Origin of the sequence: Kocuria sp. UBA1838 (assembly GCF_002338785.1) — a bacterium.
GTDB lineage: Bacteria > Actinomycetota > Actinomycetes > Actinomycetales > Micrococcaceae > Kocuria > Kocuria marina.
The window spans coordinates 54,309-72,463 of the sequence record NZ_DDIY01000017.1 but is presented as its reverse complement, the minus strand read 5'-3'; the positions used below and the strand labels follow the sequence as shown (position 1 = coordinate 72,463).

Sequence of the window (18,155 nt, the reverse complement as noted above, 5' to 3'; positions counted from 1 at the left end):
CCCGGGCCCTGGTGCCCCGGGGGCGGCGTCGGGGCACCGTCGGTGGAACCCGGCCCCGGGGCCCGATGCAGGGACGCCGTGGACGTGGTGGACCCGGAACCCGTGGAGTTCTCCCGGCCCACCGGGCGGAACGCGCCCACCGCGGGCCGCTCCGCGAGCACCGGGAACGCCCCCGTGAAGCCCTCGCGTTCGGCGGCGATCTCGCGCACCCTGCCCCGCACCATGAACCACCCGATCACCAGGACCGGGATCAGCACCAGGGAGGACGCCAGGGTGAAGGTGCCCACGGGGTAGTCCACAGCCATCAGCACAAGGACCCCCGCGAGGAAGAACATGGTCAGCCAGTTGGTGAACGGCGCCAGCGGTGCCCGGTAGGTCGGGCGGTTGTAGAAGCCCTTCCGCGCCAGGGAGACGTATCGCTGGTGGGACAGCGAGATCGCGGCCCAGCCCGCCATGGTGCCCAGTGCCGCGAGGTTCAGCACGATCTCGAACGCCTGCTCCGGGACCACGAAGTTCAGCCCCACGCCGAGCACGGCCACCCCGGCGGTCAACAGGATGCCGCCGTAGGGCACACCGGACGCGGACAGCTTGCCCGTGAACCTCGGGGCGGAACCGGCCTGCGCCATGGAATGGACGATGCGCCCGGTGGAATAGAGGCCTGCGTTGAGCGAGGACAGCGCCGCGGTGATCACCACGAGCTGCATGATGGGCCCCGCCGCGTCCACGCCAATGGACGAGAAGAACGTGACGAACGGGCTCTCGGTGGCGCTGTAGGCGGTGTAGGGCAACAGCAGGCACAACAGCAGGACGGAGCCCACGTAGAACACCGCGATCCGCAGGATCACCGTGTTGATGGCCCGGGGGATGACCTTCTCCGCGTTGCGGGTCTCCCCGGACGTGGTGCCCACGAGCTCGATGCCGGCGTACGCGAACACCACACCCTGCACCACGATGAGCGCCGGCAGCACGCCGGACGGAAAGAGGCCCCCGTTGTCCCGGATCAGGGAGAACCCCACCTCGGAACCGGTGGGCGTGCCAAACAGCACGAAGAACGTGCCGATGACCAGGAAGACCACCAGGGCCAGGACCTTAATCAGAGAGAACCAGAACTCCAGCTCGCCGAACACCTTGACCGAGACCAGGTTCAGCGACACCACTAGGACCACCACGATCAATGCGAGGATCCACTGCGGGATCCCCGCCACGAACGCGCTGTACTGACCGAACCACTTGATGTAGATCGCGATGGCCGTGGCGTCCGCGACCGCCGTCATGGCCCAGTTCAGCCAATACAACCACCCGGAGACGTACGCGGCCTTCTCGCCGTAGAACTCACGGGCGTAGGAGACGAACGAGCCGGAGGACGGCCGGTGCACCACGAGTTCGCCCAGTGAGCGCAGGATCAGGTAGCCGAAGAAACCGCACACCGCGTACAGCAGGAACAGGGACGGACCGGCCTGCTCCAACCGGCCACCGGCGCCCAGGAACAGCCCGGTCCCGATCGCGCTGCCGATCGCGATCATCTGCAACTGGCGGGCGCCCAGCCCCTTGTGGAACCCCGCCGTCTCGTCCTCGAAGCGCCGCTGCAGGACGTGTTTCTCCTGGACCTCGGTCAACCGCGGGCCGTTCTGGGACATATCTGTTCCCTTCGTCCTGACCGCCCGGGTGGGACCGTCCTCAGTCCTCCACGACGCGCACTGCGCCCTTGTCCGCGGAGGTCACCATGGAAGCGTACGCCCGCAGCGCCTTGGACACGCGACGTTCACGCGGCTTGGTGGGCTTCCAGGGGGCGTCACCCTTCTCCTGGCGACGGCGCGCGAGCTCGGCGTCGTCCACGTTGACCCGCAGCACGCGGTTCTCCACGTCGATCTCGATCTCGTCACCGTGCTCGATGAGACCCACGGCACCGCCGGCCGCTGCCTCCGGGGAGATGTGGCCGATCGAGATCCCGGAGGTGCCCCCGGAGAAGCGGCCGTCCGTGATGAGCGCGCACTTCTTGCCGAGCCCCAGGCCCTTGAGGTAGCTCGTGGGGTACAGCATCTCCTGCATGCCCGGTCCGCCCTTGGGTCCCTCGTAGGCGATGACGACGATGTCCCCCTCCTTCACGTTCTTGGAGAGGATCTCGTGCACGGCCTCGTCCTGGGACTCCACCACGAAGGCCCGGCCGGTGAAGTGGAACAGGTCGGGGTCGATCCCGGCGGTCTTGATCACCGCGCCGTCCTCGGCGATGTTGCCGAACAGCACGCAGAGCCCACCCTCCTTGGTGTAGGCGTGCTCCACGGAGCGGATGCAGCCCTCGGCGGCGTCCACGTCGTGGTCCTCGTACTCGTTGGCCTGCGAGAACGCCTGGGTGGTGCGCACGCCGCCCGGTGCCGCCAGGAAGAACTCCTTGGCGGCGTCGGATGCCTTGCCCGAGCGGATGTCCCACTCGTCCAGCCACTCGCCCATGGTCTGCGAGTGGACGGTGTGGACGTCCTCGTTCAGCAGCCCGCCGCGCCGCAGTTCACCCAGGATCGCGGGGATGCCGCCCGCCCGGTGGACGTGCTCGATGTGATACTTGGTGGAGTTCGGCGCCACCTTGGCCAGGCACGGGACCTTCCGGGACAGCGCGTCGATGTCCGAGAGATTGAAGTCCACCTCGGCTTCCTGCGCGGCGGCCAGGATGTGCAGCACCGTGTTGGTGGACCCACCCATGGCGATGTCCAGGGCCATGGCGTTGCGGAACGCCGCCTTGGTCGCGATGTTGCGGGGCAGCACGGAGTCGTCGTCGTGCTCGTAATAGCGCTTGGCGGATTCCACGATCCGCCGCCCGGCCTCCAGGAACAACCGCTTGCGGTTCACGTGCGTGGCCAGCGTGGTGCCGTTGCCGGGCAGGGACAGACCCAGCGCCTCGGTCAGGCAGTTCATGGAGTTGGCGGTGAACATCCCGGAGCACGAACCGCACGTGGGGCACGCGTTCTCCTCGATCTGGGCCAGCTGCGTGTCCGTGACGGACTCGTCCACGGCCAGGGCCATGGCGTCCACGAGGTCCACGCGGTGCTCCACCACGCCCTCCACGCCCTCGCCGGATTCCATGGGGCCGCCGGAGACGAAGACCACGGGGATGTTCAGGCGCAGCGCGGCCATGAGCATGCCGGGGGTGATCTTGTCGCAGTTGGAGATGCACACCAGGGCGTCCGCGCAGTGCGCGTTGACCATGTACTCCACGGAGTCGGCGATGATGTCCCGGGAGGGCAGGGAGTACAGCATGCCGTCGTGGCCCATGGCGATGCCGTCGTCCACGGCGATGGTGTTGAACTCCTTGGCCACGCCTCCGGCCTCGCGCACCGCGGAGGCCACGAGCTCCCCCATGTTCTTCAGGTGCACGTGACCGGGGACGAATTGCGTGAAGGAGTTCGCGATCGCGATGATCGGCTTGCCGAAGTCTTCGCTGCCCATGCCGGTGGCGCGCCAGAGGGCGCGGGCACCCGCCATGTTCCGACCGGTGGTGGACGTTGCTGAACGTAGCTGCGGCACTGTGACCCCTTCCCGAAGGCTGGACCGGGATGTGGACGAGGCGAAATGCGCCGTTCTCCCGGCAAAAAGTGTTCCCTCCAGGATACGCGTGACCCCGACACAGTTTTCACATAGCAGACAGCAGTCTCACCATTCGGGACGAGGGGACGACGACGCCGCCGTCCGTCCCGCGCGCCCCGGACCCCGGCGCCGTCGTCCGCCGAGCGCGCACCGGGCCCGTCCCTAGACTGGGAGGACGGCACAACCGCGAGGGAGCAAGACGCAGATGGGCAAGCACAAGAACACACCGTGCATGGACGACGGCGTGGACTTCGCCGTGGAACTGGACCGGGCGCAGAACCCCCTGGTGATGACCCTGGACATCGGCTCCACCGCCACGCGCGGCTCCGTGCATGACGCCACCGGGACACCCGTGCGCGGGTACCGCCACAAGATCCCCCACGCGTTCACCACCGCGGCGGACGGCACCTCCGTGATCGACCCGGACCAGGTGGTGGACGAGATCCGCGAGATCCTGGACGTGGTGTGCGACCGGAAGGAGCTCGCGGGGCGGGTGCGCGGCGTCGGCCTGGACTCCTTCGCGTCCTCCCTGGTGGGTGTGGACGCGAAGGGTGACCCCGTGACCGAATGCTTCACGTACGCCGACTCACGGTGCGCGCCGCAGCTGAAACAAATGCGCGAGGAACTCGACGAACGGCAGGTCCAGCAGACCGTGGGCGCGCGCCTGCACACGAGCTACCTGGCCCCGCGGTTCCGGTGGCTCGCGGAAACGCGCCCCGAGGACTTCGAGGCCGCAGAGCGCTGGCTGAGCATCGGCGAGTACGTGTGGTTGCGTCTGCTCGGCACCACCGCCGCGGGTACCGCGACCGCCGCGTGGACGGGGCTGCTCAACCGCCGTTCGGGCAACTGGGATCGGCGGATGCTCAAGGCCGCCGGCATCACCGCGGACGCGCTCTCCCCGGTCCTCGAACCCCACGAGCCGCTGCCGGACGTGGATCCCGATCGCACCGCGCGTTGGCAGGGGCTCGCGGACGCGCAGTGGTTCGCGCCCGTGGCGGACGGGCTGTGCGCCAACCTGGGGGTGGGCGGATCGGACGAGCACACGATCGTCGCGTCTGCGGCGACCTCCGGCGCCATGCGGGTCCTGCTGCACCACCGCCCCCAGGACATCCCGCCGGGGCTGTGGTGCTACCGCATTGACTCCTCCCGGTGCCTGCTGGGCGGCGCCCTCAACGACGTGGGCCGCGCCGTGAGCTGGTTGCTCGACACCCTCGCGCTCGACGGCGTCGTACTCGACGAGATCGCCGCCGCGGATCCCTCCCCCGACACCCCCGGGGTGCTCCCCTTCCTGACCGGCGAACGCTCCACCGGGTGGGCGGGCAGTGCGCGGGCGGTGTTCGCAGATGTGTCAGCGTCCACGGATGCCTCCGCTATGGCGCGCGGGATGCTGGAGGGGATCGCTGGTTCCTACCGGAGGGTGTCGGACGAGCTGGAACGGGCCGCCACGGACGTGGAGCGGATCGTGGCGGCGGGCCGGGTCACCCAGGAGTTGCCGTCCTGGTTGCAGATCCTGGGCGACTACCTGGGCACCCCCGTGATCCACCAGACCATCAAGCGGTCCACGTGCCGCGGCAATGCCCTGCTCATGCTGGAGTCACTCGCACCGGACGTGGAGTGCTCATCCCCGGAACCCGCGGGGACGTACACCCCTCGCGATTCCGCGCAGGAGTACTACCGGGGTGTCCACGACCGTTTCGAGCGGCTCTACGGGCCGGCGGTGGAGGGCTCGTGAGCCCCGTCCATGTGCCGTCTTCAGCTCACGCCGACGTTCCATCCCGCGGGGACCGCGCCCAGTAGGGGGATGTGGTGGCCGCTCACATCCGGCAGGTCCGCCAGGTAGTCCCGATTGGATTCCTGCACCGGATCGGGGTGAGCCGGCCAGGATCCCAGCACGACCCCCGACACCCGCACGCCCCGGTGGTGCAGGGCCTCCAGGGTCAGCAGGGTGTGGTTCAGGGTTCCCAGGTCCGGGCGGGTCACCACGACCGTCCCGACGTCCTCCCCCGCGCGGCCTTGCAGCTCCCGCGCCAGATCCGCGATCGTGTGCTGCTGCCCGTCCAGTTCCACGAGCACTCCCCCGCTGCCCTCCACCAGCACGAGGTCGTGGGATTCCTGTAATTCCATGACCCGCTCCACGTGCGCGGTGATCGACAGAAGGTCCACCCCGTCGATCGCCGCCGCGGGAGGCGGGGCCATGGGCTCGGTGAGCCGCTGTCCCTCCGCCACGGTGAGCGCCGCGGACGGCACGCCGACGGTATGAGCCAGCCGAGCGACGTCGTCAACGTCCCCCGGATCGTCCCCGCGCACGCCTGTCTGTTGGGGCTTGTAGACCGCGATCCGTTGGACTCCGGAGGACCATGCGGCCACCGCGAGCGCCGCGGTCGTGTAGGTCTTGCCCACGTCCGTGTCCGTCCCCGTGACGATGGTGATACGGGGAAGGGGCGCATGGGCGAGTGGGTTGTGAGTCATGCGGTGACCTCCTGGACGGATGGCGTACCTCTATCGGCGCCGGAGCCCGGGGCCGGAACGGGTCGCGACGGCGCGATCCGGCCGAGGCCGGCGCCCATTCCCGGCGTGGACGGCTCCAGAGCGCGCAGAACCTCCCGCACCCGATCCACCGCCCCTGACAATTCTTGTAATTCCATGTTCGCGCGCGCCGTGAGACGCAGCCTGCTGATGCCGTCCGGCACCGACGGCGGGCGGAAGCATCCCACCGCCACCCCACGCTCACGCAGGGTCCGGGCGGCGTCCACGGCGAGTTCCGCCGATCCCACGGGCACCGACTGCACCGCAGCCTGCGCGAGAGGCACGTCCAGCGCGCGGGCCACGAAGGCCGCGCGCTCGTGCAACCGGTCCGCAAGCTCGGGCCGCCCGAGGACGATCCGGGCGGCCTCCGCGGCGGCCGCGGCACTCGCCGGTGCGAGGGCGGTGTCGTACACGAACGGGCGCGCACGGTTGAGCAGGTGGTCGCGCAGCAGCTCGGACCCGAGCACCGCCCCGCCCTGCGCGCCGAGCGCCTTGGACAGCGTCACGGTCAGGACCACGTGCGGCGCGCCCGCGAGACCGAGTTCGTGCACGAGCCCGCGACCACGGCCGGCGACCCCGATCCCATGGGCCTCGTCCACGAGTAACAACGCATCGTGCGCGCGACACACCCGCGCCAGCGCCTCGAGCGGTGCGCGATCCCCCCACACCGAGTACAAGGATTCGACGACGACGATCGCCCGCGACTGCGACCGCTCCGCCAGCAGCTGCTCCACGTGGGCCACGTCCGAGTGCCGCGCGATCCGCACGGGCGAGCGGGACAACCGGGCACCGTCCACGAGGGAGGCGTGCACGTGGGCGTCCGAGACGATGAGGGTGTCCACATCTCCCAACGCCGTGAGCACACCCGTGTTCGCCGCGTACCCGCTCGAGAAGACCAGGGCCGCGGGCTGACCCGTGAGCTCGCACAGGGCGCGCTCGAGCTCCTCGTGCACGGGCAATGTGCCCGTGACGAGCCGCGACGCCCGTGAACCGGCCCCGTACCCGTCCAGTGCGCGGTGCGCCGCGGCCACGACGCGGGGGTCCCGCGACAGGCCCAGGTAGTCGTTGGACGCGAGGTCCACACACGGCCCTCGCATGGGCCGCAGTTCACGCCGCAGTCCCAGTTCGTCGCGTTCCCGCGCCCGGTCGTGAAGCCAATCGTCAAGGGGTCCCGCGGCGGTTCCGGCCGCGGCCGCTTCCGTGTGCGCGTTCATGCTCCGGCCTCCCTTGTCACGTCCCGGGCCGCGTGCACCACGGCGTGGGCGATGCGGCGGGCGTCGTCGTCCGAACAAATGTAGGGCGGCATCGCGTAGAGCAACCGACCGAAGGGCCGCACCCACACACCGTGCTCGAGGGCTGCGCGCGTCAACCGTGCATTGTCCGGGGCCCGATGGAATTCCACGACACCCACCCCGCCGATCACCCGCACGTCCTCTACCGCGTCGAGTTCGGCGGCCGCGGGGAGGATCTCCCGGAAGGCGGCTTCCAGTCGGGTGATGTCCCGGCGCCACGTGTCCCGGAGCATCCGCACGGACTGCAGGGCCACCGCGCACGCGAGCGGGTTGGCCATGAACGTGGGCCCGTGCATGAGCGCACGCTGCGGTGACGCCGTGATGACCGTTCCCACGAATCCGGACACCAGCACAGCGGCGAGGGTCATGTATCCGCCGGTCAGGGCCTTGCCCACGCACATCACGTCCGGGACCACCCCGGCCCACTCGCACGCGAACCACCGCCCGGTGCGTCCGAACCCCGTGGCGATCTCGTCCGCGATGAGCACGAGGTCCAGCTCGTCCGCGACCTCCCGCAGGGCTCGCAGACAGCGCGGGTCGTACGTGCGCATCCCGCCGGCTCCCTGCAGAACGGGCTCCACGATGACGCCCGCGAGCTCGTCCCGGTGCGCCCGGGCCGTGGCGCGCACGTCCGCGATCCACCGCGCGACGTCCTCGTCCGACCCCACCCACTCGTGATCCTCCCCCGACGACGACGCCGCGGGAGGCGGTGCCACGAACAGCTGCTCCGCCACCAGCCCGGAGAATTCGGCGTGCATCCCGCCCTCGGGGTCGCACACGCTCATGGCGCCAGTGGTGTCCCCGTGGTAGCCGCCGCGCACCGTGAGGATGCGACGGCGCTCCGGTCGTCCGAGGGCCGCCTGGTACTGCACCGCGAGCTTCAGCGCGACCTCCACGCTCACGGAGCCCGAGTCTGCGAAGAACACGTGCTGCAGCTCGGGCGGGGTGACCTCCACCAGCAGCTCCGCGAGTTCTACGGCCGGGCGGTGCGTGAGCCCCCCGAACATCACGTGGGAGAACTCGGTGATCTGGTCCACGGCGGCGCGGTCCAGCTCCGGGTTGCGGTAGCCGTGCACGGCGCACCACCACGAGGCCATGCCATCGATCGCCCGGATCCGGTCCCCCTCAGGGGTCTCCAGGGTCAGGGTCACGCCCTCCGCGGCCAGCACCGCGTGGGGTGCGGGCCCGTCCAGCGGTGCGTAGGGGTGCCAGAGCAGCCCGCGGTCACGAGCGGCGAGGCGGGTGGGCTCCACGGCGTTGTCACCCTGTTCTGCCGTCTCTGCCACGGCACCCGCGGCGGGGCAAGAAGCCTCCCCGCTGCTCTCGGCGGGCGCGGTGCCGTGCGTGATCTGCGGTGCCGGTTCAGGCATTCGGCGCCACCGAGGTCCCCGCACCACGACGCCGCACGGTCGGGCTCAGCTCGATCCTCACCCGGGTGTCGTTCTCGTCGCGTTCGGGCCCGTCGCCCGAGCTCAACAGGGCGGCGAGCGCCGCGGAGACCGGGGCAGCTGACCGAGTAGGGACCGGGCCCTGCGCGGTCGAGGGCAGCGCGGCGTCGTCACCCTGATCGGAAAAGACGGGGTCGAAGGGGGCCGGACCGCCGCCCGAGGTTGCATCGGGACCGGCAGCTCCACCGGTTCCGCACGTGGCCCCACAGGGCCTGCTCGCCGGGCCTGCCGAGCCCGTCTGACCTGCCTGGCCCGCCGCAGCCTGCTCGGGAGCCGCGCCGCTCGAGGCGTGGGCGGGCACCGCGGCGTCGTGCTCACGGGAAAGGTCTGGCCCCGCACCAAGGACGGTGAAGCCGGCGTCCGCGATCATGTCCAGGTCCGCCTTGGCCGCCTGCCCTTCGGAGGTGAGGTAGTCGCCCAGGAACAGGGAGTTGACCACGTGCAGGGCGAGCGGCTGCAGCGAGCGCAGGTGCATCTCGCGGCCACCGGCCATGCGGATCTCCTTGTCCGGGCACACGAAGCGCACCACGGAGAGGATCTTCAGGCACTTCTGCGGGCTCAGCTGCCACGTGCCTGCCAGGGGCGTGCCGTCGAAGGGCATGAGGAAGTTCACCGGCACGGAGTCCGAGCCCAGCTCCCGCAGCGCGAAGAGCGCCTCAACGAGCTGCTCGTCCGTCTCCCGCATACCCACGATCAGCCCGGAGCACGGGGAGAGCCCGGCGTCCTTCGCGCGCTCCACGGTGTCCACGCGGTCCTGGTAGGTGTGGGTGGAGCAGATGGACTCGTAGTGGGACTCGGCGGTGTTGAGGTTGTGGTTGTAGGCGTCCACGCCCGCGCCGCTCAGCGTCTCCGCCTGGCCGTCCTTGAGCAGGCCCAGGCATGCGCAGACCTCCACATCCGGGTGCTGCTCCTTCAGCGCCTCGACCGTGCGGGTCACGTTGCCCACCTCACGGTTGGACGGGCCGCGACCGCTCGCCACGAGGCACACGCGGCTCGCACCACCGCGGATACCGTACTCGGCCTGCTCCACCGCCTTTTCGGGGCTCAGCCACGAGTACTTGAGGATGTCTGTCCCGGCGTTCAGGCGCTGGGAACAGTAGCCGCAGTCCTCGGCGCACAGCCCGGACTTCAGGTTGACCAGGTAGTTCACCTTCACGGTCATCCCGAAGTGTTCGCGGCGCAACCGTGCGGCGGCGGCCACGAGGTCCAGCATGCCGGGGTCGTCGGTGTGCAGCAGTTCGAGGGCTTCGTCCGGGGTCACGGGGTCGCCAGCCAGGACGCGCTCGGCCAGCTCGGCAGGGTTCTTGAACATGGTTCAATTATTGAACGCCGTTCAAGAAAGTCAATTCTCCAACGCCCGCCCCGCGCCGCACCGGCCGATCGGTAGAGTCACACGCAGCACCCGACCGAGCACCCCGAGAGGAGCACCGTGGCCCTGAACCGCGATGACGTGGTGGATGCCGCGTGGCACATCCTGCAGAGCTACGGCCTGGGTGATCTCTCCATGCGCCGCCTCGCCAAGGAGCTCGAGGTCCAGCCCGGCGCCCTCTACTGGCACGTGGCCAACAAGCAGGAGTTGCTGGCGGTGCTCGCCCAGCGCATGGTCGCACCGCTCGCCGCCGACCGCGCGGTGCACGACGACGCCGCTCCCCGCGCCGTCCGCTCGGCCGGTCACGACGGGGCGGGTCCGGGGCACTCCGATGACGGCCGCACCGAGCCCGGCCACCTCGACCCCGCTCGGGTTGCCGCGGAGTTCCGTCGGCTGATCCTCGCGGTGCGCGACGGCGCGGAGGTCGTCGGCGTGGCCCACGCCCTCGATCCGCTCGACCTGCCGCCGGTTCCGCTACTCGTCGCGGCCCTATCCGCCACGGGTCTCACGCAGCGGACCGCCGAGAACACGGCCCTGACCCTGGTCCGGTTCACACTGGGCTCCGTCACCGCTCAGCAGACCCGCGAGGCCATGGGGCTGCCCACCACTGACAGCGCTCCGCGGTTCGAGGCCGGACTGGCCCTGATCCTCGGGCGTGAGGCAGCGCCCCTCGAGAGGTCCGACCCATGACACGGCCCGCCTTGACCATCCGTCTCCCCGAGCCCGACGACGCTCCCGCCCTCGCGGCCGTCCACGTGCGTTCCTGGCGTGAGACGTACGCGGGCATGCTCCCGGAGCGTTTCTACGACGAGACGGCGCAGTGGCGTCGTCGCACCATGTGGGACGGCCTGCTGCGCGATGAAGCCGGCCGGAGCGCGGTGCGCGTCGCGGAGGTGGCCGGACGGATCGTGGGCTTCGCCGCGGTCGGTGCACCGGAGGAGTCGCAACCGGCGCGGGAGACCGCGCTGCGCATGGTGTACGTTCTGCGCGAGCACCACGGCGGCGGAGCGGGACAGGCGCTGCTGGACGCCGCGCTGGGGGCCGAGCCCGCGCAGCTGTGGGTCGCCGCGGCCAATGCGCGCGCCATCCGGTTCTACGAGCGCAATGGCTTCCGCGCGGACGGGACCGAGACGGTGGACCCGCGACTGTCGGACCTGCGCGAGCTCAGGATGGTGCGCTAGCGAGCGAGTGCGTTGGCGCGCGGACCCTGGCGCGATCGGCCAGGTAGCACGGCAGCAGGCCGATACCCGCCCCGGACCGGGTCAACTCCACGTGCACCATGGAGGACGTGGCCCCGATCGACTGGTGCATCCGCGGCAGATGCCGCACGGGATCGATCAGCTCCGGGACGTCCTGCATGGACTCGATGGAGTAGAGCAGAGGGTGCTCCTGCAATTGGGCGGGGGACTCGAGGGCCGGGTGGCGTTCCACGTACGCCGCGGACGCGTAGAGCCCCAGGAAGTAGTCCGCCGAGTGGAACGACTCGTTCCGGGAGACCTCTGGGCGCCCCACGACCACCGCGACGTCGATCCCCACGAGGTTGGCGCTCGGGCGGCGCGCCGCGTTGATCATCTCGAGCCGCACACCGGGGTGGGTCTCGGACAGCCTGCGCATGGCCTCACCCACGGCGATCCCGCCCAGGCCGTCCGGGGCCAAGACCCGCACGAGCCCCTTCACCCCGCCTCCCGCACCGCCCGATTCCAGGGCGAGGGAATCCAGGGCCCTCTCGATGCCCTCGGCGGCACTCACGAACTGTCGACCCAGATCCGTGGGCTCCCACGCCCCGTCCGATCGGACCAGGGCGTCCTGGCGCTCGCCCCGAAGGACGCCCTCCTCATCGACAGTTCCACGATCGACGTGGAAACCGCCCTGGAGCTGCACAAGGCCGCGGCGGAGAAGGGTTTCGCGTTCGTGGACGCCCCGGTCTCGGGCGGGATCAGCGGTGCTGCGGCGGGAACACTCACGTTCATGATCGGGGGCGACAAGGACACCGTGGCCCGGGCCGAGCAGGTCATCACTCCCATGGCGGGTCGGATCGTGCACACCGGCGGGCCGGGCATGGGGCAATCGGCCAAGATCGTGAACAACATGATGCTCTTCGTCAATCTCGAAGCGTGTGCGGAGGGTTCCGTCCTGGCCGCCAAGGACGTGGGGCTCGCGCTGTCCGCCGGTGAGCAGACGGGCGTGGACCTCCCCGCGGCCGCCCGGAGCACGACACGCGCTCAGACCCCCGCGCCCACGACCAGCATGGTGGCGGCGAAGACGATTCCGGAGACCAACAACACCACGGTCGTGTAGCCCAGGATGTCCCGGATCTTCAGTCCCGCGATGGCCAGCAACGGCAGGGCCCAGAACGGCTGGATCATGTTCGTCCATTGATCGCCGTAGGACACGGCCATGATCACCACGGCGGGGTCCACGTCCAGGCGGGCGGCGGCGTCCAACAGGATGGGTGCCTGGATGGCCACCTGCCCGCCGCCGGACGGGACGAAGAAGTTGACCAGCCCTGCGGACAGGAAGGCCAGCAGGCCCAGCGTCTGGGGCGATGCCACGGCGACGATCGAGTCGGAGAGCACCTGGATCAGCCCCGTGGCGGTCATGATGCCCATGATCCCGGCGTACAGGGGGAACTGCAGCAGGATGTCCCCCACGTTCGACGCGGCGTTCTTGACCAGGCCCATGACCTCGAACGTGTTGCGGGACAACAGGAAGATCAGCCCCAGGAACATCCAGTTCACGATGTTCAGGGTGACCGTTCCACCCCCGGCGAAGTGGATGACCAGGTAGGCCACCAGTGCCAGGCCCACGAGAGTCGTCGGGATGCGGGAGGCATCCAACCGGTCGGCCGGGGCCTCTATGACCGGACGCTCGATCTCCTGTTCGGACTGGGCGAGCGCCTCGGCCGTGACCGTGTGGGACTCGGGAACGCTGCGCGGTGCCACGAGCCAGAGCGCCAGGGCCACCAGGATCAGGGTGACGACGATCGCGCTGATGTTCCATTACGAGAAAATGGTCTCCCTGATGGGAATGATGTGGCCCACCTGCTTCTCGATGAACGAGCCCGGGGTCGCGGCGGTCAGTGGGCCGGAGCCCGAATACCCCATGTGCCACACCACGAACCCGGAGAACCCGGACGCCACGAGCATCGGGAAGCTCACGGCCTGGCGCCTGCGCGCGAACTCCGCGGCGACCTCCCGGGCGAGCAGACCGCCGACCACCAGGCCGAAACCCCATGTGATGAGGGAGGCCACCGCAGCGATGACGAACACGAAGATGTAGGCGCGCAGGGGTGAGCGGGGCACCGAGGCCAACTTGCCGAGACCGGCGCGCACGGGCCGGGTACTGGCCAGGGCATGACCGAGCAACAGCACCAGCGCCATCTGGGTCATGAACTCCAGCAGCCCAGACAGTCCCGTGCCCCATCCCTGGATCACGGCCACGGGCCCGGAATCGGTCAGCAGCAGGGCCATGAGGGCCACCAGGACGGTGAGGACTATGGCGAAGATCAGCGCCGAGGGGATGAACCTCTCCACGGCGGTGTTGAGCGGCCGCATCACGCGGGCCAGCGGCGGTTCGGACCGGGCGGCGGTGGCCTGCGGGGTTCCCGGGGTGCTCATGACAACGGCTCTCGATGGTGGCGGGACACGGGTGGTTCTCCGATCTGGGTCAGGGTTGGGGACATGCGATCGGTTGCCGGGCGCGGGCGCGTGGCCCGGTGGTGGTCCAGGAACAGCAGGACGATCAGCAGGACGTCCACGACGTCGCCGCCGTAGTACATGACCTGCGCGCCCACGTGGGCGTCGTGGGGCGCGACTCCCGCGGGCGGATGCGCGTAGAGCCACTTGGCCAGGACCGAGTGCGCCGCGATGAAGAGCACCAGGACCACGGCGCGCACCCGGAAGGACGAACGATGCGGATCGGGGTCCGGTCCGGCGATGGCCGCCGTGAACACGTAGCCGGCCAGGAAGATGTGGGTGTGGACGAGCGCGTGGCCCCACGCGGAGGCGTGCATCCAGTGGAACAGCGCGGTGCTGTAGAGCAACCACAACCCGCCGGCATTGAGGATCGCGGCCACCACGGGGTGCGTGACCCAGCGGACGACCGGGAACCGCAGCACCCGCGAGACCCGGCGCGCCCCGGCGGTGGACAGCCCGCGCAGCGCCACCCGCACGGGCGCGCCCAGGACGAGCAGCAGGGGTCCGAGCATCCCCACCAACAGGTGCCCCACCATGTGAGCGGTGAAGCTGGTGTGCCCGGCGTGGGCGAGGGGCCCCACGAGGCCCACCCCCACGCCCAGCAGGCCGACGTAGAAACTCACGGGACGCCACGGACTCGGGCCCGTCCTGTGACGGCCCGACCACAACAACCACCCGTACCCCGCGGCAGCCAGTACCAGCACCACCACGACCAGCCACTCGAACACAGGCCATCCGACAGCAGCGGTCTCCGAGTGGTGGGTGTGATCCGCATGGTGGGCGTGGTCCGAGGACATCAGCGGGTCCGATAGGCCCGCGCGCCGCGCCGCAGCACCACGAACCCGATGAGCATGAGGATCACCGCGGTGCCGTTCCACACGAGGTCGTACGGCAGGATGTCCACCCCGTAGCGGATCTGGTGGATGCCCAGCAGCTTGTGGTCCACGATGCCATCGAAGAGCTGGAAGGTCCCCACACCCAGGATCACGGCCCCGATCCAGTGGGGCCAGTGCACCCCACCCCGTCGGCGCACGTCAGCGAGCAGGAACAGACCCCAGATGGTGATGAACCACCCGAAGGCGTGGAAGAACCCGTCCGTCACGAGGGCCACCTCGTGCGTGGAGAGGTCGTAGAAGTGATGCCACTGCAGGCCCAGGTGGAAGATGAACAAGTCGATCATGGAAGCGGCGATACCGCATCCGAACAGGAACCCGGACAGCGCCGCCCGCTTGCGGGTGCGCCGCGGGTCCGGGACAGGCCCGCCCCCTGATCCAGGGCCCTCCAATGATGTCGAGTCCGGTGTGGATGCCGTGTGCGCCATAGTTCCTCCTGAATCCATTCGATCAACCCGGCCGCCCGCCCCCGGGGACCACACGGGCCGGTCAGCCGGCTCGAGCCGGGCCGCCCCTGGTGCGGGTCACGCCCGCCCCGGGTCCGGGACGGGCGTGACCCACCTGCAAGGCTCAACGGCTCAACAACAACGCCTCACCCTGACCGCCGCCACCGCACAGGGACACGGCGGCCTTGCCGGAGCCACGCCGCGCCAGTTCCAAAGCGGCATGCAGCGCGATCCGCGCGCCCGAGGCCCCCACGGGGTGGCCCAGGGCGATCGCACCACCGTGGATGTTGACCTTCTCGGGGTCCACGCCCAGGTCGCGCACCGACTGCACGGCCACGGCCGCGAACGCCTCGTTGATCTCGATGAAGTCCAGATCCTCCAGGGTCCAGTCGGACCGCGAGAGCGCGTGCTCGATGGCCCGGGAGGGCTGGGAGTGCAGGGAGGTATCCGGACCGGCCACCTGACCGGGTTTGCCCACCACGGCGAGCCACTCGAGTCCGTGCTCCTCCGCGTAGCCGCGCGTGGTCAGCACGAGGGCCGCAGCGCCGTCGGAAATGGGGGACGAGTTGCCCGCGGTGATGGCGCCGTCCTTCGTGAAGGCGGGGCGCAGCTTGCCGAGGCCCTCCGCGGTGGAATCCGGGCGCACGCCCTGGTCCTCTGACACCGTGATCGGATCGCCCTTGCGCTGGGGCACCTCGATGGGCGCGATCTCGTCCGCGAAGATCCCGTCCTGCTGGGCCTTGCCCGCGAGCTGGTGGCTGCGCGCGGCCACCGCGTCCTGCTCGGCGCGGTCGATCTGACGCTCGCCGTTGCCGGACTCGGTGAGCTCACCCATGGGCACGCCCTTCTCGACGTCCACGAGCCCGTCGTGGGCGAGCGAGTCCGCGAGCCGCATGTCCCCGTAGGACTTGCCCTTGCGGGCGCCCAGGGCCAGGTGCGGCGCGTTGGTCATGGATTCCATCCCGCCGGCCACGACGACGTCCGCCTCACCCAGGCGCAGCATTCGTGTCGCTTCCGTGACGGCCACCAGACCGGACAGGCACACCTTGTTCAGGGCAGCCGCCGGGACGGTCTTAGGAAGTCCGGCCTTCACCGCGGCCTGCTTGGCCGGGTTCTGCCCGGTGCCCGCCTGCACCACGTTGCCCATGTAGACGTAGTCCACGTCCTCGGGGGAGACCCCCGCGCGCTGCACGGCGTGCTTGATCGCGTGCGCGCCCAGGTCCACGGCGCTCAGGTCCGCGAGCGCGCCCAGCAATTTGCCCTGGGGTGTGCGTGCTCCGTTGACGATCACCACGTCATTGGCGTTCTCTGTCATTTCTCCTCCTGTACGGGCACGGAGTCCGGGGTGACGTCCACGAGCTCAACCCGGTATTCGGCCTCGGTCTTGGCTGCTACTTCTTCTTCGGTCACACCCGGGGCGAGGGTCCGCAACACCAGCCCGTGTTCCTCCACGTCGAAGACGCACAGGTCGGTGATGATACGGTCCACGACCCCGACACCGGTCAGGGGGCAGATCGCACTCCCGCTTGAGCTTGGCGGAGCCGTCCTTGGCGACGTGTTCCGTCAAGACCAGCACACGAGGTGCTCCGGTCACAAGGTCCATGGCCCCGCCCATTCCCTTGACCATCTTGCCGGGAATCATCCAGTTGGCCAGGTCGCCGCGCTGCGAGACCTGCATGGCCCCCAGCATCGCCATCTTCACGTGTCCACCGCGGATCATCGCGAAGGACATCGCGGAGTCGAAGATCGCGGCCCCCGGCTGCAGGGTGATCGTCTGCTTCCCGGCGTTGATCAGGTCCGGGTCCTCGTCCCCCTCGTACGGGAACGGGCCCATGCCCAGCGCCCCGTTCTCGGTCTGCAGCACCACGCTCACGCCCTCGGGCAGGTTGTTCGCCACGAGGGTCGGGATCCCGATGCCCAGGTTCACGTAGTCGCCGTCATGCAGTTCCGACGCCGCGATGGCCGCCATCTCATCACGCGTCCAGCTCATGCCACCGCCCCTTCCGCTCCGCCGTTGCCCGCGCCCCGGGCGGCACCACCGCCGGTCCGCACGTCCGTTCCGCCCTCCGGCGACGACGCCGCGGGCCTCGGTCGCGTGGTGCGCTGCTCGATCTCCTTGGGCGCCCCTGAGTACTGCACCACGTGCTGCACGAAGACCCCGGGGGTCACGATGTGGTCCGGGTCCAACCCACCCGGGGCCACGACCTCCTCGACCTCCGCGAACGTGATCCGCGCGGCCGTGGCGCACACCGGGTTGAAGTTGCGCGAGGTCCTCCGGTAGATCAGGTTGCCGTCCGTGTCCCCTCGCCACGCGTGCACCAGGGCGATGTCCGCGACGATCCCGCGTTCCAGGATGTAGGTGCACCCGTCGAACTCCGCGGTGGGCTTCCCCTCCGCCACGCGCGTGCCCACACCGGTGGCGGTGTAGAACGCGGGGATCCCCGCACCGCCCGCGCGCAGCCGTTCGGCGAGCGTGCCCTGCGGGTTGAACTCGACCTCGAGCTCACCCTCCAGGTACTGGCGGGCGAACTCCTTGTTCTCCCCCACGTACGAGGACAGCACCTTACTCACCTGCTTGTTCTCCAGCAGCAGACCGAGCCCTTTGCCGTCCACGCCCATGTTGTTGGACACCACGGTCAGGTCCTTGGCTCCGTTGTCGCGGACCGCTTCGATGAGGTCCCGCGGGATCCCGGACAGTCCGAAACCGCCCACCGCCACGGTCATCCCGTCCCGCAGCGTCTCGGCGAGCAACTCGGCCACGTTGTCCCTGAGTTTGGACATGGTCACCCCTCCAGTGCGTGATCTGCCTCTCAGGCTAGAAAGTGACCACATCTTGGTCAATGCTTCACCCGTAATCGTCGGTGAAGGGATCACAATCTGAAAAACTGTCGCTAGTCTGTCCATATTGTG

The 18,155-nt window shown here is 69.7% G+C and carries 15 protein-coding genes and 2 pseudogenes; 4 read left to right on the top strand and 13 right to left on the bottom strand.

Features of this window, described 5'->3' with window-relative positions; genetic code table 11:
• Positions 1-1,637: amino acid permease (locus B3I25_RS09430; protein WP_286738746.1), on the bottom strand; the 1,637-nt coding region annotated here is incomplete at its 3' end.
• A 40-nt stretch (positions 1,638-1,677) separates the two neighbouring features.
• Complete coding sequence (gene ilvD, locus B3I25_RS09425) at positions 1,678-3,516, bottom strand: dihydroxy-acid dehydratase (RefSeq protein WP_064846519.1); 1,839 nt, start codon at positions 3,514-3,516, stop codon at positions 1,678-1,680.
• Between the two features lie 265 nt (positions 3,517-3,781).
• Here ilvD and B3I25_RS09420 point away from each other — a divergent pair, with 265 nt between their 5' ends.
• Entirely contained in the window at positions 3,782-5,308 is a 1,527-nt protein-coding gene (locus tag B3I25_RS09420) for a gluconokinase (RefSeq protein WP_286738745.1), read from the top strand.
• Positions 5,309-5,328: 20 nt separating this feature from the next.
• On the opposite strand, the gene bioD is transcribed toward B3I25_RS09420, so the two are convergent.
• The 4 genes from bioD to bioB form a co-directional block, all read right to left on the bottom strand.
• The gene (gene bioD / locus B3I25_RS09415) at positions 5,329-6,045 is read right to left on the bottom strand and encodes a dethiobiotin synthase (RefSeq protein WP_064846517.1); all 717 of its coding nucleotides are present in this window, start codon (positions 6,043-6,045) and stop codon (positions 5,329-5,331) included.
• Entirely contained in the window at positions 6,042-7,316 is a 1,275-nt protein-coding gene (locus B3I25_RS09410) for an 8-amino-7-oxononanoate synthase (RefSeq protein WP_206478740.1), read from the bottom strand. The genes bioD and B3I25_RS09410 overlap by 4 nt, the downstream gene beginning before the upstream one ends.
• Complete coding sequence (bioA, locus tag B3I25_RS09405) at positions 7,313-8,680, bottom strand: adenosylmethionine--8-amino-7-oxononanoate transaminase (RefSeq protein ID WP_286738744.1); 1,368 nt, start codon at positions 8,678-8,680, stop codon at positions 7,313-7,315. Before bioA ends, B3I25_RS09410 begins: the two co-directional genes overlap by 4 nt.
• 76 nt (positions 8,681-8,756) lie before the next feature.
• Positions 8,757-10,154 carry a biotin synthase BioB gene (gene bioB / locus B3I25_RS09400; RefSeq protein WP_286738743.1) on the bottom strand — a complete coding sequence of 466 codons (1,398 nt, stop codon included), beginning with the start codon at positions 10,152-10,154 and terminating at the stop codon, positions 8,757-8,759.
• Positions 10,155-10,271: 117 nt separating this feature from the next.
• Here bioB and B3I25_RS09395 point away from each other — a divergent pair, with 117 nt between their 5' ends.
• A complete protein-coding gene (locus tag B3I25_RS09395; RefSeq protein WP_064846515.1) occupies positions 10,272-10,901 on the top strand; it encodes a TetR family transcriptional regulator in 630 nt (209 codons plus the stop codon).
• Positions 10,898-11,392 (top strand): GNAT family N-acetyltransferase, encoded by a 495-nt coding sequence (locus B3I25_RS09390; protein ID WP_286738742.1) that lies wholly within the window; start codon positions 10,898-10,900, stop codon positions 11,390-11,392. The genes B3I25_RS09395 and B3I25_RS09390 overlap by 4 nt, the downstream gene beginning before the upstream one ends.
• On the opposite strand, the gene B3I25_RS09385 is transcribed toward B3I25_RS09390, so the two are convergent.
• Positions 11,376-11,960, bottom strand: coding sequence for a LysR substrate-binding domain-containing protein (locus B3I25_RS09385; RefSeq protein WP_286738741.1), 585 nt, complete (start codon positions 11,958-11,960; stop codon positions 11,376-11,378). The genes B3I25_RS09390 and B3I25_RS09385 overlap by 17 nt on opposite strands.
• On the opposite strand from B3I25_RS09385, the gene B3I25_RS09380 reads away from it, so the two are divergent.
• A complete protein-coding gene (locus tag B3I25_RS09380; RefSeq protein WP_404821145.1) occupies positions 11,925-12,509 on the top strand; it encodes an NAD(P)-dependent oxidoreductase in 585 nt (194 codons plus the stop codon). The genes B3I25_RS09385 and B3I25_RS09380 overlap by 36 nt on opposite strands.
• On the opposite strand, the pseudogene B3I25_RS09375 reads toward B3I25_RS09380, so the two are convergent.
• The 6 genes and pseudogenes from B3I25_RS09375 to B3I25_RS09350 all read right to left on the bottom strand — a co-directional run bounded on the left by B3I25_RS09375 (position 12,434) and on the right by B3I25_RS09350 (position 18,026).
• Positions 12,434-13,765 (bottom strand): annotated as a pseudogene (locus B3I25_RS09375) (short-chain fatty acid transporter). The gene B3I25_RS09380 and the pseudogene B3I25_RS09375 overlap by 76 nt on opposite strands.
• Positions 13,766-13,824: 59 nt before the next feature.
• The gene (locus B3I25_RS09370; RefSeq protein WP_312797648.1) at positions 13,825-14,634 is read right to left on the bottom strand and encodes a cytochrome c oxidase assembly protein; all 810 of its coding nucleotides are present in this window, start codon (positions 14,632-14,634) and stop codon (positions 13,825-13,827) included.
• Positions 14,635-14,702: 68 nt separating this feature from the next.
• Positions 14,703-15,227, bottom strand: coding sequence for a DUF2243 domain-containing protein (locus B3I25_RS09365; RefSeq protein WP_082943323.1), 525 nt, complete (start codon positions 15,225-15,227; stop codon positions 14,703-14,705).
• 142 nt (positions 15,228-15,369) lie between these two features.
• The gene (locus tag B3I25_RS09360) at positions 15,370-16,560 is read right to left on the bottom strand and encodes an acetyl-CoA C-acetyltransferase (protein ID WP_085107954.1); all 1,191 of its coding nucleotides are present in this window, start codon (positions 16,558-16,560) and stop codon (positions 15,370-15,372) included.
• Positions 16,557-17,235, bottom strand: a pseudogene (locus B3I25_RS09355) (CoA transferase subunit B). Before B3I25_RS09355 ends, B3I25_RS09360 begins: the two are co-directional and overlap by 4 nt.
• On the bottom strand, positions 17,232-18,026 hold the full coding sequence (locus B3I25_RS09350; protein WP_286738739.1) for a CoA transferase subunit A: 795 nt from the start codon (positions 18,024-18,026) through the stop codon (positions 17,232-17,234). Before B3I25_RS09350 ends, B3I25_RS09355 begins: the two are co-directional and overlap by 4 nt.
• Positions 18,027-18,155: the final 129 nt, after the last annotated feature.

Bases quoted from the DNA above. Each gene is read 5' to 3' on its own strand.
- bioD (WP_064846517.1), bottom strand. From the start codon at position 6,045: ATGACTCACAACCCACTCGCCCATGCGCCCCTTCCCCGTATCACCATC.
- B3I25_RS09410 (WP_206478740.1), bottom strand. From the start codon at position 7,316: ATGAACGCGCACACGGAAGCGGCCGCGGCCGGAACCGCCGCGGGACCC.
- B3I25_RS09420 (WP_286738745.1), top strand. From the start codon at position 3,782: ATGGGCAAGCACAAGAACACACCGTGCATGGACGACGGCGTGGACTTC.
- B3I25_RS09365 (WP_082943323.1), bottom strand. From the start codon at position 15,227: ATGGCGCACACGGCATCCACACCGGACTCGACATCATTGGAGGGCCCT.
- bioB (WP_286738743.1), bottom strand. From the start codon at position 10,154: ATGTTCAAGAACCCTGCCGAGCTGGCCGAGCGCGTCCTGGCTGGCGAC.
- B3I25_RS09390 (WP_286738742.1), top strand. From the start codon at position 10,898: ATGACACGGCCCGCCTTGACCATCCGTCTCCCCGAGCCCGACGACGCT.
- B3I25_RS09360 (WP_085107954.1), bottom strand. From the start codon at position 16,560: ATGACAGAGAACGCCAATGACGTGGTGATCGTCAACGGAGCACGCACA.
- B3I25_RS09350 (WP_286738739.1), bottom strand. From the start codon at position 18,026: ATGTCCAAACTCAGGGACAACGTGGCCGAGTTGCTCGCCGAGACGCTG.